The sequence below is a fragment of the Brevibacillus sp. AF8 genome (assembly GCF_021270385.1).
In the GTDB taxonomy this organism is placed as follows: domain Bacteria; phylum Bacillota; class Bacilli; order Brevibacillales; family Brevibacillaceae; genus Brevibacillus.
On record NZ_JAGQDN010000031.1, the window covers coordinates 36,831 to 53,963 of the forward strand.

General features: G+C 48.3%; 19 protein-coding genes. 16 read left to right on the plus strand and 3 right to left on the minus strand.

What is annotated here, in order from left to right; genetic code table 11:
- The first annotated feature begins 14 nt into the window (after positions 1–14).
- From KB186_RS26645 to KB186_RS26710, 14 genes are all read left to right on the plus strand, one after another.
- Positions 15–401 (plus strand): phage tail assembly chaperone, encoded by a 387-nt coding sequence (locus KB186_RS26645; protein ID WP_047069578.1) that lies wholly within the window; start codon positions 15–17, stop codon positions 399–401.
- A gap of 232 nt (positions 402–633) precedes the next feature.
- Positions 634–3,105, plus strand: coding sequence for a phage tail tape measure protein (locus KB186_RS26650; protein WP_221868320.1), 2,472 nt, complete (start codon positions 634–636; stop codon positions 3,103–3,105).
- Positions 3,102–3,692, plus strand: coding sequence for a hypothetical protein (locus KB186_RS26655; protein WP_047069576.1), 591 nt, complete (start codon positions 3,102–3,104; stop codon positions 3,690–3,692). Before KB186_RS26650 ends, KB186_RS26655 begins: the two co-directional genes overlap by 4 nt.
- A gap of 15 nt (positions 3,693–3,707) precedes the next feature.
- Positions 3,708–4,661, plus strand: a complete 954-nt coding sequence (locus KB186_RS26660) for an XkdQ/YqbQ family protein (protein ID WP_221868321.1) — start codon at positions 3,708–3,710, stop codon at positions 4,659–4,661.
- 3 nt (positions 4,662–4,664) lie between these two features.
- A complete protein-coding gene (locus KB186_RS26665; protein ID WP_221868322.1) occupies positions 4,665–4,913 on the plus strand; it encodes a hypothetical protein in 249 nt (82 codons plus the stop codon).
- A complete protein-coding gene (locus KB186_RS26670) occupies positions 4,913–5,347 on the plus strand; it encodes a DUF2634 domain-containing protein (RefSeq protein WP_221868340.1) in 435 nt (144 codons plus the stop codon). Before KB186_RS26665 ends, KB186_RS26670 begins: the two co-directional genes overlap by 1 nt.
- Entirely contained in the window at positions 5,335–6,150 is an 816-nt protein-coding gene (locus tag KB186_RS26675; RefSeq protein WP_221868323.1) for a baseplate J/gp47 family protein, read from the plus strand. The genes KB186_RS26670 and KB186_RS26675 overlap by 13 nt, the downstream gene beginning before the upstream one ends.
- On the plus strand, positions 6,147–6,698 hold the full coding sequence (locus KB186_RS26680) for a hypothetical protein (protein WP_221868324.1): 552 nt from the start codon (positions 6,147–6,149) through the stop codon (positions 6,696–6,698). The genes KB186_RS26675 and KB186_RS26680 overlap by 4 nt, the downstream gene beginning before the upstream one ends.
- Positions 6,692–6,991 (plus strand): hypothetical protein, encoded by a 300-nt coding sequence (locus KB186_RS26685; protein ID WP_221868325.1) that lies wholly within the window; start codon positions 6,692–6,694, stop codon positions 6,989–6,991. Before KB186_RS26680 ends, KB186_RS26685 begins: the two co-directional genes overlap by 7 nt.
- Before the next feature lies 1 nt (position 6,992).
- Positions 6,993–8,615, plus strand: coding sequence for a carbohydrate binding domain-containing protein (locus KB186_RS26690; RefSeq protein ID WP_232774711.1), 1,623 nt, complete (start codon positions 6,993–6,995; stop codon positions 8,613–8,615).
- An 18-nt stretch (positions 8,616–8,633) separates the two neighbouring features.
- Positions 8,634–8,981 (plus strand): hypothetical protein, encoded by a 348-nt coding sequence (locus KB186_RS26695; RefSeq protein WP_232774712.1) that lies wholly within the window; start codon positions 8,634–8,636, stop codon positions 8,979–8,981.
- Position 8,982: 1 nt separating this feature from the next.
- The gene (locus tag KB186_RS26700; protein ID WP_232774713.1) at positions 8,983–9,120 is read left to right on the plus strand and encodes an XkdX family protein; all 138 of its coding nucleotides are present in this window, start codon (positions 8,983–8,985) and stop codon (positions 9,118–9,120) included.
- Between the two features lie 124 nt (positions 9,121–9,244).
- The gene (locus KB186_RS26705) at positions 9,245–9,700 is read left to right on the plus strand and encodes a phage holin family protein (protein WP_232774714.1); all 456 of its coding nucleotides are present in this window, start codon (positions 9,245–9,247) and stop codon (positions 9,698–9,700) included.
- A gap of 6 nt (positions 9,701–9,706) precedes the next feature.
- Positions 9,707–10,543, plus strand: coding sequence for an N-acetylmuramoyl-L-alanine amidase (locus KB186_RS26710; RefSeq protein WP_232774715.1), 837 nt, complete (start codon positions 9,707–9,709; stop codon positions 10,541–10,543).
- A gap of 45 nt (positions 10,544–10,588) precedes the next feature.
- Here KB186_RS26710 and KB186_RS26715 read toward each other — a convergent pair whose 3' ends face one another.
- The 3 genes from KB186_RS26715 to KB186_RS26725 form a co-directional block, all read right to left on the minus strand.
- Positions 10,589–11,095 carry a S4 domain-containing protein gene (locus KB186_RS26715; protein WP_232774716.1) on the minus strand — a complete coding sequence of 169 codons (507 nt, stop codon included), beginning with the start codon at positions 11,093–11,095 and terminating at the stop codon, positions 10,589–10,591.
- A gap of 312 nt (positions 11,096–11,407) precedes the next feature.
- Complete coding sequence (locus KB186_RS26720) at positions 11,408–12,292, minus strand: glycosyltransferase family 2 protein (RefSeq protein WP_232774717.1); 885 nt, start codon at positions 12,290–12,292, stop codon at positions 11,408–11,410.
- Positions 12,289–13,392, minus strand: a complete 1,104-nt coding sequence (locus KB186_RS26725) for a glycosyltransferase family 2 protein (RefSeq protein ID WP_232774719.1) — start codon at positions 13,390–13,392, stop codon at positions 12,289–12,291. Before KB186_RS26725 ends, KB186_RS26720 begins: the two co-directional genes overlap by 4 nt.
- 149 nt (positions 13,393–13,541) lie before the next feature.
- Between KB186_RS26725 and KB186_RS26730 the strand changes: the two genes are divergently transcribed.
- Both KB186_RS26730 and KB186_RS26735 read left to right on the plus strand, forming a co-directional pair.
- The gene (locus KB186_RS26730; RefSeq protein ID WP_232774721.1) at positions 13,542–14,630 is read left to right on the plus strand and encodes a glycosyltransferase family 2 protein; all 1,089 of its coding nucleotides are present in this window, start codon (positions 13,542–13,544) and stop codon (positions 14,628–14,630) included.
- 441 nt (positions 14,631–15,071) lie between these two features.
- Positions 15,072–17,133 (plus strand): alpha-helical endospore appendage domain-containing protein (locus tag KB186_RS26735; protein WP_232774723.1); only part of this gene is annotated, 2,062 nt, incomplete at its 3' end.

A 17,133-nucleotide genomic window follows, 5' to 3' on the forward strand; every position in this document is an offset into this window, starting at 1 on the left:
AGAGTTTAATCCACATGAACAAAAACAAACTCGAGAAATTTTTGGCCAAGGCTAATGAACAAGCTCCGCGAAAAGAAATTACCGTAACCATCGACGGTGACGAGTGGAAGGTTCGCCAACTGAATTTGTCCGAGCTGCGCGATTGCGAACGCATGGCTGACAAAGGCGAGAAAACCGACTGGTTCCTGTACAACGATGCACGTCTGGTGAAAGCCACCGAGCACGATTTCCCTTGGAATCAGGAAGAGCTCAAGAAAGCGTATAAGGTCGGCACCAAGTACGAGCTCGTCGAGAAAATTTTCCGCGACAATCCAGAAGGCTACACCAAGCTGCTCAATGCGGTCCGTGAAGTCAATGCAACCCAGACGGAAGAAGAAGCCATTGAAGAAGCAAAAAACTAATCCGATCTGACGGTGAGGCCTGGCATATTTGCCGCGCTTTTCTAAAAGGCCGAGGCCGCCCGTCGGATCTACTCGAGTACGAAGTCGATTTGTACAAGCAGAAGCTGTTTATTTTTGCTTGTCAGATGATTGAGGCGGAGGATGAGGAAAGAGCTGGGGGGTAGGTCTCCCGGCTTTTTTCGGGTTCTGCTGGGGGAGAGAGAGACATCAGGGGAGGACAGGGGGTGAAAGAATGGCAACTGAAAAAGCGAAATTAAAAGCAGCTCGTCAGGAAATGACCAATATGGTCAAGGAGACCGAAAAGCTCACGAAGGCCATGGGCGAAACCAGTAAAGAGATGCAAAAGATGGCGAGAGAGTTCTCGGATGGTATGTCGCAGATGCAGCAGGACATGCGGAAGCTACGTGAGGAAACACAGAAACTGGACAAGGTGACAGCGAAGCCAAAGATTGAGTTCAAGGACATGATGAGCAAGCTGGGCGAAGTGAAAAAGGAACTTGTCGGGCTTAGCGGTTTGGTTACTGGGGTAGCCCTGGGAGCTAGTATGGCGTCAGTAACAGATGAAGCGAAGCTAGTCGCTAGAGAGCGTGCGTTGTATGCTGCCAGCGGGAAATCCGAAAATGAAATCAGGGAATTTGAAGAGACTGCAAAACAAATGACCAACCTCAATCCATACTTGAGCCTTTCAAAGGCAATGGATCTTATTTCCAAAGGTGAGCTGGCCAATGCTGACAATGGTGCACAATACGCCAAGCAAGCAGCACTGCTAAATGTTACGACCAAATTTGCTCCAGAGGACACCGTGAAGATGATGGCCGCGATGGGGGCATCTACTCAAACACAAGATGCAACAAAATTGGCGAATGCACTTCAGCATATGAGCAATAATGGTGGGGCGAATGTCAACCTCAAGTTCGTAGAGGCGATGGCGGAACTAAATGCTCAAAAAGGCAATTTCCTCAAAACACCTGAACAAATGGCGACTAGTTTTGAGGCCATGGGGAAGGTTTTGAATGATACAAAGTCATTTAGTATTCTGCGTGAAGGGGCATTGAAACAGTTAACCGCTAACGGTGCATTGACTAGCCAGTTCCAGAGCGAATATGTAAACCAAGGTATGAGCGCGGAAGAAGCAAAGACCAGAGCGGAGGAAGAAGCGAAAAGGCTAACAACAGCTCTATCGACTGGAGATAAAGACGCTCAGAACATTGCCTTGGCAAAGGTACTTATGTCCACATCTTTGATGAAGAACGATCCGAAAAATCCAACTAAACAACAAGATATAATGACGGCTTTAGTAGGTAGTGGCGGGGTGCAATTATCGTCCAGCTTGGAAGAAATAAAGAAAATTGCTACAGGTGCGACTGGTTCGAAGGTGAATGAATCCGAGGCGCAGTTGGCTTATGATGCCGCTGTCAATAAGAATGAGTTCATGAAGATGATGCAAGCGCAAAACACAGCGAAAAATGCAGCAATGGAAGCTGTCACGCAGATTGCTAGTGATTTATCGGGAGTAGCTGTAACGATTTCGGATGTGACTGCGGGGTTCTTTAACTGGTTTAACACTTGGTCCCCAGAGGCAAGACTCGCTGCCGTTTATGTAGGCGGTGCTTTTGCAGCATTTTCTACGCTTGGTGTCATGCTTGCCAGTACAATTACGTCCATGAAAGGTCTGTTGACCACAACACGAGATTTTTTTGGCAGAAAAAAAGAGAAATCTGCTTCTAACGAGAACTCATCGCTTGCCCCTAATAAAGGAAATTTGGGGGCAGGTGGGGACAAAGGCTACTGCTGTTGTTGTGATGGCAAGACAAAAAGGAGACCTTCTTTTAAATATAAATCTAAGAAAAAAGGTGCTTCAAGTAGCTCCCAAGGAGGCAATAAGCCTAGTTCGGATACTGGGGGTGCACCGAGAGAAGGGACCAAAGCTAACGGCAAGCGCCGAAACGCTTCCCCATCTGCTTCTACAGCAGGGCACACACCAGATACTGTTATGGGTGGTTCCCAACGAGAAACCGCCAAAACAGCAGAACAAAGCAAGAACAGCGCCCCAGCTACGTCCCCGGCAGGTAACCAAGCTGGACCAGATAGTGGCGGCAATCATGTAGAGGCAGCTGTCCGCAAGGGCGCCTGGAAAAGCATGTTCAAAGGTGGACTCAGAAGGATACCTCTTCTTGGGAATTTACTGGGTGTTAAAGAAATTGCAGAATCAAAGAACAAGCTGGATACTGCAGCAAAAGTGGGAGCAGAGTCACTTGGTGGCTGGGGCGGAGCTGTAGCGGGAGCGGCCACTGGAGCAGCGATTGGTTCAATTTTACCTGGCGTTGGTACTGCAATCGGCGGTATTGTTGGCGGGTTTATTGGAGGTATGGGAGGATCGTTTGCGGGCGGTGCCCTATACGATGGAGTCAAGTCGTGGTGGCAGGACAAGCCTTCTTCAGAGTCTGCGACTATTCAACCAACAAATCAAGCGGGACCTCCTGTTCCAAATCAATCGCCAGTTAGCAATTTGCAAGAAAAAATCCAACCTGTTGCGATTACAATTCCGCAAATTTCTATACCTTTACACATTCAAGGCGTACTACAGGATATCCCGACCATGCTGAATATGCTTAGTGACCCGTCTGTCGCCCAACGAATCAAAGACATCATCGAGCGCTCCCTGCTGGATGCACTAGAGACGAGGGGAGGGGTAACGACATGATCCGCCTTCAAGGCAAATACAGGCTGACATTTCCTGTCACACCTGCGGAAATCCAGTTTCGCGGCTATGGCAACGACATCGAAAGCACGACATCGATTACATTATTGTCCGGCAACCGCATCTCTTCCAGACGCCCAAAGTCTATCTCCTTTGACTTCATCTTACCCGGAGACAGTACGGCTCCCTATGTCGAGGTACAGGGCTATCAAGGGCCCAGACAGTGGCTTGCTGGATTGGACCGCTTAACGGGCTCGGAAGCACTTTTGACTATAGACGAGCTTGATCTGGCGTGGAATGTGCTCATCGGGCCATGTGACGGAAAATTCCAAGGAAAAAACGTCGATTTTCACGGCTCGATTGAGCTGCCGCTGTTTGTCAAAGACGAATTCATTACGTGGAGCAATCAGACGCAGCTTTTATCCCCCGGGGCGGTCATTACGAAACAGCAGCCAGCTCGCCCGAACACGAGTGGGAAGGTAGCCAAGAAGACGAAGAAGCAGCAAGCGGCTCCACGGATAGACAGCAAAAAGTTGGAAGATAGGAAAAGAGAGATTCACGAAAAGCTAGAAAGAGAAAACAGAATGTAACGGAGGGCAGACGAAATGAAAGTCATTTACGGAAAAGAACAGACCCGCTATGACCTGACCCCAGCCGTTACCGAGCTCTCCTGGTCCTCGGCCAGGGGACAAATTGCTCAAAACTGTGATGTGAGAATCAAGGAAGGCCCGCCGTTGCAATCGGCGGGTTTTTTGATGCTCTTTGCAGGTGCAGAGCTAAAAGAATCCCAGCAGCTTTTCCATGGCCCGCTCGTTCGTTTTGACCGGGATGATCGGACAGGCGATCTATCCGCAACAGCATACGAGTTGGGCTGGTATTTGCAAAAAAACGAAATTTCCAGACTCAAGCTGGACGGGGATGCAGGGACAGAGCTTGCACGAATTATCAAGTCGGCAGGTATCAATTTTAGCTGCCCGGCGTTCGGCTTTACGGTCAAAGAGAGAATCTCATCACAATCATACACGTCTCTCTTTACATCACTGACAGAGCAAGCCTATGAAAAGACGGGCATCCGCTATTTCGTGCAATACCAGCGCGATAAGCTGACGGTACTGCCCGAGGGGAAAAACAGTATTATCCCGATGTTCAAGGCTAGTTTACTCGCAAGTAGCTCGACAGGAGAGAGTATCGAGGATGTATACACCGTTGTAACAGTAGAGCGCTACCGGGATGATCGGGTCGTGAGCAGTTCAACGAAATCTAACGATAGTCTGGTCAAACAAATCGGTCGCATGCAAAAAGTCATCGACGCTGGCGAGGACAAAAACGTAGCTGGATTGGCAGCCAAGCAGCTTGCAGAGTTGTCCAAAATCCCCAAGACACGCTCCATTTCGGTCAGGCACGAGGATGAGAATGCGGCGAGGCTACGTGCGGGCTGGCTCATCAAAATCATGGAAAAAGACAATAAAACAATCACAGATTGGATCGTCACTAACTGCCAAGCGCGTTGGCAGGGCGGTCAATACACAATGGATCTCCAATTGGAAAGGAGGACGTAAGGGATGCATTCCGTTATTGCAAAACTGAGAGGGCATGCGCAGGATGGCATCGAGAATACGCAAGGGGAGTTTGGCAAGCTTTTGTCGCTGTCCCCTTTGTCAGTAAAGCTCGACGAGGACCCGACACCTTTGGAGCCGTATGAGCTGTCTGTACTACATTCTGCCCGATTGTTGCCGGAAGATGTGGGTAAAAAAGTAGCTCTGTTGCGTTGCAACAACGAACAATACCTCCTGCTTGGGGTGGTGGAATGATGTTTCCACAATTGCTAGGGACTGAAGAGATATTAGCGGAAGGAACCGAAGTACCGATTCCATGGACATATCGGTTTGATTGGGAAACGAAGCAGCTGAGGCAGGGACCAGACGGAAGATATTTGCGCACCAAGACGTACGTGGAGTACTTGGAGGAGACCGTGAAAAAGATCCTCCATACACGGCGGTTCCGCTATGCGATTTACTCGGAAAGGTATGGTGTAGATTTTTTGTCCGATAAAGGGCGAATGCGGTCTGCGCTGTCCTTGTCCGTGATGCAGGCACAGGTGCAAGAAGCGTTGGAAGCGCACAGTGAGATTGAACGTGCAGAGGTGCTCGATATCCGTTTTGAGGGGAATCGGGTTATTTTGCATGTGGAGATTGCTGGGATGCGTGGATCGACGAGAATGGAGGTGGATGCATGGAAACGTTAGAAAAACCGGAGATGCCGATTCTTCGGGAGACCCCTGACCAGATTTATCAGCGAATAGCTAATCGTATGGCGGTCATTGCCAAAGAGCGTGGTGAAACTCCACCTGCCACAGAAGAAGGTGAACTGTTTTACGATTTGCTTTATCCATTAGCGGAAGAGATCAGTGAACAGCAACAGTTATTTGAATATGGCTTTTTACAGCGATTTTTGCCATGGGCCGAAGGGGAGTATCTTGACGCAAATGGAGTTTTCTTCGGGCTCTTGAGACATAAAGATGAAGTTGACGCTTCGTATAAACAACGTTTAATCGACAGAGCCCGTACAGAAGAAGGAGACGGGAGGCGTGCGGATTACGAGCGCTGGGCACGGAACATTGATGGTGTTGGAGGTGCTATTGCTGTTGAGAAAACACGGCACGACAATTCGATTGATGTGTACATCACGGACCTGAGCGGTCAGGCAGCCACACCAGAGTTGGTTCAGCAAGTACGAACGAAACTAGAAAACAATCGGAAGGCGTTGCACGATCTAAAAGTCTTTCCTGCGAATGTGTTCCCTATCACTATTTCTGTACGCCTTGTTGTACGACCAGAAGTGGAGGTTTCGAAAGTGAAAGAGCAAATCACTACACAAATCAAAGCTTATCTTAAAGGGCGTTCTCTTATTGTGTATCAACAGTTAGGGGCACTTTTTTTCGTGGATGGTGTGAGTGATTTCACTGAATATACGTTAAATGGTGAGAAAGCAAACCTAACCGTACCATCTGATTCTGTCTCTACACTGTCCTTGGTGGTAACCATATGATCCCAGAAAGATATCGAAGCATGTTACCGCAGCAGTGGCATGAGAATAAAGTCGCTGAACTTCATTTTGAGGGTGCAATGAGCGCTGTAGTCGCTCATTCTCAAAAGCGTTCAGACGTTGAGCAACAGTTTTTACCCTTGACAGCAACCTGGGGATTAGATGTATGGGATTGGATTTATTTCGGGAACAAGCAACTAATGCCATTTGACGATCGGAGAAAGAACATCCAAAGGAAACACTGGGGAAGACTCCCATTTACAATGCCAATACTTCGATCATTAGGACAAACAGCCGGTGACTTAATTTCCGTCACAGAGGACTATTCGAAAAAAGAAATTGAATTTGAATTCTCTCTTCAGTTACCTGTCGATTTGATCATGCTTCACGAAATGTTTGAACAGATGCGCCCTGTTCATGTTAACAGAGAGAGAATCGTCATAAGACGAAGTGGAGGTCTCGAGTTCAAACTGGGAACCTATCAGACTTACGAGAGTATCGCTCCAGATTGTGGGGCTTTTTATGCGGGAGGTGAGAACGGTTTATGTTAACAGATTACGCACTCAAGCAACAAACGAATGCCTTGGAATCGATTTTCCATCAAGCAGAGGTCGAAATCGATGGTAATTTGTTTCCTGCCACACTAGAAAAGACACGTCAGGGTCCGAGTAAAATAACGATTCTCGTTCGGATTCAGGCAAAACAAGCGGGTCTTATCACGAAGCGTATAGTAAAGGATCTTAAAGGCGAGGTGGTTTGGCAGGACAACGTGAATATAACAAAACCGGAAAGAGAAATAGCAATCAGCATTCCCATAGAAGTGAACTGGAAAGTAGGTGGATAGAGTGGTTTACAACAAACAGCAGCATGTTAATCGATTGGTTGATCGTCCAAACACATACACGATTACACAAAACACGGATGGTACAGCCAAGATACTACCCGCCTGGAATCAAATAGCAGGTACTCCAGTAGATGAGGTTCGGCTAAACCACATGGAGGACGGTATCGAAAGTGCTCATAAGAGTTTGGATGAGAAAGTAAATACTATTCGACCTATTTTTTATGGGCATCCATCTATTAAAGCATTTGCACCTGATGACCATGTGTTTTTGCAATTTTATCCGGACAAAGACAATCCATCAAAGAGAGAGGCTCATATAGGTTTTCCAAATAACTCAACAATTGATTTCACACTGGCAAATGAAAAGGTTGATGGCGGCATTAATCTCTTAACCAATGGTGCTGGCAAGGTCTTGATTAACAATCACCAAGTATTTCATCAAGGTAATCCGGAGATTCAAAACAATCCAAACCTATTGAAAAACTCTACAGGTCGTTTTGGACTTTTAGGTTGGTCTGATCAAAGCGGGAAAAAGATTTCTGTGGTTAAAGGAAGCAAGGGGGAAGGGGAGTATTTCGCAGCGGGAGTTGGCGCCGCTGCTAACGAGCGTCCCTATTTGAGCAGCGACTTTATTGATTTGAAGGAAAATACCCCGATTTCATTGTCAGGAGAAATGCAGACAATCGGCATAACTTCTGGATCAATATATTTAGAAGTACAGTTTTACAAGGCCGATGGCACACTTATTAACAGTAAAAATGTAACAGCGCAAAACAGTAAAGAATGGTCGTTCTATTTTTTAACAGTAACAACGCCGTCACTTACTGCTAAGGTAAAAGTACTTATGGCTATTAACCCAAGCACAACACTTACAAATGCTGCATGGCGCAAAATCAAGCTAGAAGCAGGAGCAAAACCGACGCCATATAGTGCAGAGGGTGATCTTGGATTCGTCTTGGCTCCAGAAGTGAACCTCACGAATGGAACGAAAATCTCGGAAACCGTAAATCAACGTACGGCGCTGTATGCCCATTCAAATAGACTTGATGTCTTATCACAAAATGGGTCGAATCTGATCCTATCAGCTAACGCAGGAGATCGCTCGCTCAAATTCCTGAATAGCGAAGTAATGAGAGCAGATAACATGGCGGCGCATTTGGCTACTGATTCCGTACATGGGTATATGAGTAGCGCCGATAAGAAGAAACTAGATACTATTGCATCGTATGCGAAATATTTTCACAACTCAATTCAATGGGATCTGACACCGAAAAACGGATGGTCTACTGCCAATACAAATGAACCGGCGAGCGCTGGGTTGATCGCGGGCAATGAAGACACTTCTGGACTTGTTATATTGATGGGCGAGCTTACTATAGCCAGTACGCCTCAACAAGGAAGTCTTATGGCTACTCTGATGCTTATGCACCGTCCTAGTTACTTTACGGAAGTGCCCGTTCTAATTACTTCATTGAGCCCGAAGGAAAAAATGTACCAAGGGCTTATATTTATCGACCATTACACTGGTGACATACAATTGACTTATAACGCAAATAATCCTCCACCACTAGGTGGGATAAGGGTTATCTTTACTGGTGCAAGCTTCCGAGCCAAAAAAACATAACGAGGAGAGATAAATCGTATGTCTCAAATCCAAGCATACAGGATCGATGTAAATGGTTTTTTCGTAGAACCAGTATTGATCGGTGCAGATTTACCACCTGAACAAATTCCGGAAGACATTGTGAAAGAAAGACCGACTGACGGACTCTTTAAAGCAAAATGGACAGGGGAGCAGTGGGAAGAGGGTCTAACTAATCAAGAAATAGGTAAGATCAAGAACTGGCAGCGACCACAATCTGAGTCAGAAATCATAGGCCAACAATTAGTAGAAAAGGAGTTGCAAATTCTGCAACTAAAGAACGAAAACAAGGTTCTCGGGCAATCCATCGTTAACCTTGAACTAAGACTATCCCAAGGAGGCTTGTAGCATGAAAGACTATCAAAAATGGCAGTATTACTATACACGTGGTTGGGCAAGCGATGATCAGCTCAAACAGGTGGTGTCCTTCGGCAAGATCACTGTAGAAGAGTTTAAAACAATCACTGGACAATCATACAAGGCTTAAGCACTCTTTTTTACGTGAAAGGGTGCTTTTTCTTTGTTATGACACTCTTGTTCACGAAATTAATAAAAGGCTTCGTTTTAAGCGAGGCCTTTTTTGTTATTTTAGCAAAAGGAGGAGACACACCATGAAACCCCTACACAGCCTAGAAAGCATCGCAACCCCAGCAAACGCCTGGGCGACCACAGTAGGTGCAATCGTGTCGCCCGCCTTTCACTATCTATACGGCACCAACCGCCAAGACATCCTCATCGTCCTCTTCTTCATGATCGTCCTCGACTGGATCACAGGCATCTCCGCCGCCAAAAAAGACCAATCCTACTCCTCCGACTACGGCCTGTCCCGAATCCCCCGCACCTTATTCCTCATGGCCCTACCAGCCGTAGCCAATCTCCTGGACCGCGTCATGGGCACCCCGGGCTTCTTGTTCTACGGCGTCACCTTCGGCCTCATCTACCACACCTGGACAAGCCTGACCGCCAATGCCCACCGCGCAGGCTGGCCAATGCCCAAATCCATCGAGAGATTAGTCAGCGCCGAAATTAAGGCAAAGGCAGAGCGTGCCAAACGAAAGGAGTCCTAGTAAACGATGAATATCACCGAGATGCTTTTGACCAACGTAAATTCCCGCCCCAAAAAGAAGATCGTCCCAAAAGGAGTCGTCATCCACTGGACGGCCAACGAACGCAGCGGCGCAAATGCCGTGGCAAACCGAAACTACTTCAACAAACCAACGACAGTAGCTAGTGCTCATTACATCGTGGACGACAAGCAAATCATTCGCTGTCTACCCGAGGACGAGATGGGCTACCACGTCGGGGCGCAGACTTATTCACAGGCCGCCTTGACCAAATTGAGCAACTACCCGAACAACTGCACGATTGGGATTGAAATGTGCGTCAATGCAGATGGAAGCTTTGCGAAAATGTACGAGCAAACAGTGGCACTGACCGCGGATATCTTGAAGCGACATGGCTGGGGAGTCGAGCACCTGTGGCGTCATTACGACATTACGGGGAAAAACTGCCCGGCCTTTTTTGTCGTCAATACGACCGCGCAAACCTATACGGGAATGCCAGCGAAGGACGCATGGGCAAAGTTTCAACAGGATGTCCACAGGTTTCTCACAGCTTATCCACAAAAACCACAGCCTGATGTGGATAAGTGCGCAGTTGAACTGAAACTTACCTCCACAGGAAAACTAATCGATGATGTTTCCTATGTACCCATCCGAATGATTGCGGAGGCAGTGGGTGGAGCAGTGGAATGGGAGCCTTCCACGCAAAAAGTGACCGTGAACGGACAGGAAGTCTCCTATGTAAACGACCAGGGAACTGCTTTTGCGAAAACAAGAGAGCTTGCTGCCTTACTAGGACTGCAAGTGGAGTGGGACGAGCCGAGAAAAGCGGTCGTATTGAAGAAATAAAAGAAAAGCCGCAGATTCCGTCTGCGACTTTTTCCATACATACTGTTACCTAATCAAAATCTGAATAATATCCGCTGCACTCAAGACAGCGCTTGGCTTCGTCTCCTGCTCATTCAGGCGAATATGCCCGTCCTTGATCTTGCGGACAATCTGGCTGCGGCTCCAACCTTCTATCTGTTCGGACAGCAGTTTGTCGAGGCGGAAGCGGGCCTCTGCGCTCTCAATTCGAATCGTCACTTTCTGAACGCCCTTTTCCTGGTATTCATGCAAGGGGAGCATAGGGAGGAGGGGCGCGATCTCTTCACTGAACTCCGTATCCGGCACCTCCCGATGATCTGTAAAGGCTTTATAGATGGCGAGCTTTTCGTTCCACGTATGATTTTTTTCGCATTTATAGATAGCGAAGCGATAGATGTTTTTGCCGTTTGCGTTGTGGCGGCGGATGTTTGTATCGAAGAAGAGAACGGTTCGCCCACAATTGCTGCAATATCGCCGCACTGGCTGATTCTCATGATTTTCACGTAATACCCACGTATGCTCGATGGTATGCATGGTCCTTCACCTCGTCTAAAAAGTGAAAGGAACGCATCTTCTATTTGGATGTCCTGTAGGGCAGGCCTGTTTTTGAACACAAAAAAACGGAGATTCCCCATAGCGAACCTCCGTTAGGATATACACCTACAGATTTCGTTACGTTCCTTTGTAATGGGAAAAAAGGGCAGACTGCACCTGTGCGAAAAACCGTTTGTTTTCCGAAGGGCAAGCTATCCAGTTTTTTAGGCCATTACAAAGTAGTTGTTGGCATACGTAGTTACCGTACCTTTCCATCCAAATAGACGTGTCGCCAGCATACCATATAATAGGTTAATTTCCAAGGGGGATCGTATTGTTGATGACAGGAGGACGAGTGGTTTTCACGCGTAAAGGAGCGGAGCCATAGATTTGCTTCATCCAGGTTCGCGCTTCCGCAAAGTCACTCTCCCGATAGAGATGAAAAGCGGGATGGTGTGTATCCACAAAAAGGGACAAACCCAAAGCCTGCGCCCGGACGCAGAAATGACGGTCCTCTCCCCAGAAGCTCAGGTTTGAAATTTGCCTAAAGCTGACGCCAGCTTGCAGCGCTTTTCTGCGGATGAGGGTGCAGGCTCCCAAACCACCTACCTCATATACGCCGGGGACACGAAGTTGTCCGTAGAAAGCGTATTTCCGCAGGTACTGTTCTTCCAAGGAAATTTGTTCATGGCGTGCGCATTCGAATTGGGTGTATTCGTCTTTGAGCCACACCTGAGGGACGGGGACGGTATCTGGTGTCCAGCTCGTCCAGAAGATTTCAGATATGATCTCTTTGTCAGAGGCGAGCAAAACTTCCAAAGTGGCTGGCTGGAGAAGCAAATCCGAATCGATGAGGAAGAGGGCATCGTAATCTTGGTGTTTGGCGCGGGCGATCATTTCGTCTTTGAATCCAGCGACCTTCCATACGAGTGCTTCGCTCCAGTAATGGGCCCTCTCATCGCATGTGTAAGGATGGAGGTTGCTAGCAGCGGGGATAATGTCGACCTGGCCCGTGTGTTTGTCTGCAAAGTTTTGAAGGATATTGCTCGAATGCGGATCGTTATTGTCATCGACGAACAAATAATGCAACGTCAAGTTTGAGGTCGACAACCTTTCTAACGAAAACAAAAACATCCGGAGAACATCTGGTTTCTGACAAACTGGACTGCCAATTAGCACGCTTGTTTTCACGCTCATAGCACCACCTCTCGCTTTTTTCCGAAGTGCGAAGCATGTATGGAGCTCGCTGTGTAATCGTAGACAAGGGATTCATGTGTCTTGCCCATGCGCTCCATGCATCGTCCCAAAAAGTGAAAAGCGTAAAAGCTCCCCATTCCTTGCTCACTAAAATGCTCCCACTGATTGTCCCCGATCTCCAAGCAATACTCAAAAGCTTTTACCGCCTCGGCATACAGACCATGCTCCATCAGGAAAACGCCTTTGTAAAAATGAAGGTCTACGTAATTGGGGTAGATTTGAATAGCTCGTGCAATCCCCGGCCATGCTCCGCGCATGCTGCCATGCTGGAAAAGAATATCGAATTTCAGCTTGTAGCAAATGGACGGGGGAGGTTTTTGGGTGGTTAAAAAGCCTTTCATTGCTTGATTCACCAGTGTAAATGCATATTCAAATTGTTTGGCGCGAAAAAATTCGTTTGCGAGATGGTAATCGCACCACGGGTCTTGCTTGGATTTCTTTCTTTCATGACGTAAGAGCCTCAAGTTGCGCAAAGCTTTTTGTTTTCGTTGAACGGCATCGTCCATATATCCGAGATGGTGAATATGTACAGGTAGCAAAGGGATAGCGATATCTCTCGAAGCGGTGGTCGGCCATTGAAGAATTTCGTGTATGTCGCGCACAAATCGAAATCCTTTTTTGTTGCGAAATAAGCGGACTTGCCCGGATCGGTAGGCGGAGTGGCGCGAAGCTTGCTCCTTTTGCGAGCCAGTGTAATGGATCATTTTCATAAAAAAGGCGTCGCTTTTGCTGGCACTTATAGCTTGACGAAGCACCCCCGGCTTTTCTTCTTGTACGATTTCATCTGCATCCAGCCATAAAATCCACTCTCCCTTGGCAACCTCCAATCCGGCGTTTCTCGCTTTCGCAAAGCTGTTTTCCCAAGGAATCTCCAGAACTTTCGCCCCGTATTTCCGACAAATATCCTGTGTACCATCGGTTGATCCTGTATCGATAACAATGATCTCGTCTGCCACCATATGCACGCTGGACAGGCATGCTTCGATCTGGTCTGCTTCGTCTTTGACGATCATGCATAGGGAAAGGAGAGGCGGGCTCATTTGATGATCACCTTCTTTTCGGTGTTGTCAGAACATATTGTTACACCATATTCGTGCGGGGAGATGGTTATGAAAGTACGGATACATAAAGGGGGATGGAAGGAAATAGGATGTTGAGAAAATGATTTTCTGGGGAGGGGGCGATCTGCATGTTCACGGTTAGCTTGTGCATGATCGTTCGGGATGAGGAAGAATCACTCGGTCGATGCTTGTCGACGGTCTACGATTTGGTGGATGAAATTATCATTGTCGATACAGGGTCGATAGATCGGACCAAAGAAATTGCATTGACCTATGGTGCACAACTGTTTGATTTTACCTGGGTGGACGATTTTTCAGCAGCTCGTAACTTTGCTTTTGCGCAAGCCAAGATGACGTACATTTTTTGGCTGGATGCGGACGATGTGCTTTTGGAAGCGGATCGGGAACGTTTTGCAGCACTGAAGGCCTCGGACAATTTCGATTACGACAGTGTCTCGATGCCGTACCACTTAACGGTAGATGAACGAGGGAAGCCGGTTCACTATTTACGGAGAAATCGCCTCGTCAAAAGGAAGTGTAACTTTGTTTGGCATGGGGCAGTTCATGAGTATTTGGCTGTTGCGGGGGATATTCTGCACAGCGAAATCGCCATTACTCACCAAAAAAATAAGCCGTACACAGACCGGAATTTGCAAATTTATGTAAAGCGCAAGGAAAAAGGCGAGGTTTTTGAACCGCGTGACCAATTTTATTTTGCAAATGAACTGTTCGATCATGCGAGGTACGAAGAGGCGGCTGAGCAGTATCAGTTATTTTTGGACGGAGGCTTGGGCTGGATCGAGGATCAAATATGGGCGTGCCAGAAGCAGTCAGAGTGTTACGCTCACTTGAAACAGCCTGAAAAACAGGTCCAATCCTTGACCAGGACACTTGCGATTGACCTTCCGCGTGCGGAGATTTGCTGCAGGATGGGGGCTTTTTTTGTGGAAAAGCAGGATTTCCCAAAGGCCATTTACTGGTACCGGCAAGCGACATTATTGGAGCGGCCACAAGATTCCATGGGGAAGGTAGATGAATCAGCATGGACGTGGCTGCCTCATATACAGCTATGCTACTGCTACGATCGGATCGGGGATCAGCGAAAGGCTAAAATTCATCACGACATGGCAAAGCTATTTTACCCGACACATCCAAGTGTAGCGTACAACGAAGCTTATTTTGCAAGACTGGAGCAATTGGATTTGGTGGAACAATAGATGGCTATACTCCTTCTTGGTTGTCCGTATTGTATGGGGGAAGTTGTTATTTTGCTCGGGTCTTCTCTACAAAATAGAATCGATCCTCGTTGATTAAAGAAGGAGATTTTCCATCCGTTACTGGTAAGAGCTGCACGACAGTTTGTTGGAATCCCTTTTTAGATTAAGGGGGATGGCTTCTTTTTTGGAGGAAGAGGATGGATGAAAAATAAGACCCGATTACGGTTTGGTAATGCACTTCGATAACGATTACTCCTCGTATTGATTCCTCTAATGAATGAGCAACGATTTCCTTTCTCCTTCTATTTTCTCGTGGTTGTCTGGAAGCGCGATTTTTTCATTCCATACATTTTCAAATGATTGGGAAATCAGTATGCCATGGCTTCTTATGTAACAACTCATGAGGGAGGGGAAACATCCTTTTCAAAGAGGAGGAGAATCATGTCATTTCCAAATATACCGAATATCACCCCGACCATTCATATAGGGCGTGATGAAGCGCTCAATTTCATGTTGTCTTCTTTAGCTATGGAAGAGTTGGGACTTAGTCATATTTTAAATGCGGAAGCTGAAAAAATTCAGTATGCACTCGGGACAATTCCCGGGCTATCTGGACCAGGAGCCACCATTTCGGATTTGCTCGCGCTAAACAAGAGTGTGCGGGACATGCTCGAAGCAACGACAAAGCAAGACATGCTTTTGCAAAAGAAACTGGAGGCTGTGCTGGATGCTTCTAAACATCCGGTACGGAGGATTACTGGGCCAACAGGGCCAACTGGACCGACAGGAGCAACGGGAGCGACTGGGACGAGAGGAGCAACGGGAGCGACCGGAACAACTGGAACCATCGGAGTGACTGGAACATCTGGAGCAACCGGAGCAACAGGAGATACCGGAGCAACAGGAGAAACTGGAGTGACGGGTGCAACAGGAGAAACTGGAGCGACAGGAACAACCGGAGCAACCGGAGTGACTGGAGCAACTGGAGCAACTGGAGCAACCGGAGTAACTGGAGCAACTGGAGATACCGGAGCGACAGGAACAACCGGAGATACTGGAGTGACGGGTGCAACAGGAGAATCTGGAGCGACAGGAACAACAGGAACAACAGGAACAACAGGAGCTACCGGAGTAACTGGGGCAACGGGAGATACTGGAGCGACAGGAACAACAGGAGCCACCGGAGTAACTGGGGCAACGGGAGAAACCGGAGAGACGGGTGTAACTGGAGTCACCGGAGTAACTGGTGCAACAGGAGAAACCGGAGAAACCGGAGAAACCGGAGTGACGGGTGCAACAGGAGAAACTGGAGCGACAGGAACAACTGGAGCCACCGGAGTAACTGGGGCAACGGGAGAAACCGGAGAAACCGGAGAGACTGGTGTAACTGGAGTAACCGGAGTAACTGGGGCAACAGGAGAAACTGGAGCGACAGGAATAACTGGAGCCACCGGAGCAATTGGAGAAACCGGAGCAATTGGAGAAACCGGAGTGACGGGAGCAACTGGAGTCACCGGAGCGATTGGAGCGACAGGAACCACCGGAGTGACTGGAGCAACCGGAGTAACTGGAGTAACTGGGGCAACCGGTACCACTGGAGAAACCGGAGTAACAGGAGACACCGGAGTAACAGGGGCAACGGGAGATACCGGAGCGACAGGAACAACCGGAGATACTGGAGTGACGGGTGCAACAGGAGAACCTGGAGGGACAGGAACAACCGGAACAACCGGAGTGACGGGTGCAACAGGAGAATCTGGAGCGACAGGAACAACCGGAGCGACTGGGGCAACCGGAGCAACTGGAGTAACCGGAGTAACTGGGGCAACGGGAAAAACCGGAGAAACCGGAGTGACGGGTGCAACAGGAGAAACCGGAGCGACAGGAACAACTGGAGCCACCGGAGTAACTGGGGCAACGGGAGATACTGGAGCGACAGGAACAACCGGAACAACCGGAGCAACAGGAGAAACCGGAGTGACGGGTGCAACTGGAGCAACTGGAGCGACAGGAACGACAGGAACAACCGGAGCAACCGGAGTGACTGGAGCAACCGGAGTAACTGGAGTAACTGGGGCAACCGGTACCACTGGAGAAACCGGAGCAACAGGAGCCTCCGGAGTAACTGGGGCAACGGGAGGTACCGGAGCGACAGGAACAACAGGAGAAACCGGAGTGACGGGTGCAACAGGAGAAACTGGAGCGACAGGAGCGACAGGAACAGCCGGAGCAACTGGAGATACCGGAGTGACTGGAGAAACCGGAGTGACTGGAGCAACGGGAGAAACCGGAGAAACCGGAGTGACTGGAGCAACGGGAGAAACCGGAGAAACCGGAGTGACGGGAGCAATTGGAGATACGGGAGTAACTGGGGCAACCGGTACCACTGGAGCAACCGGAGCAACAGGAGCCACCGGAGTAACTGGGGCAACGGGAGATACCGGAACAACCGGAACAACCGGAACAACCGGAACAACCGGAACAACCGGAACAACCGGAACAA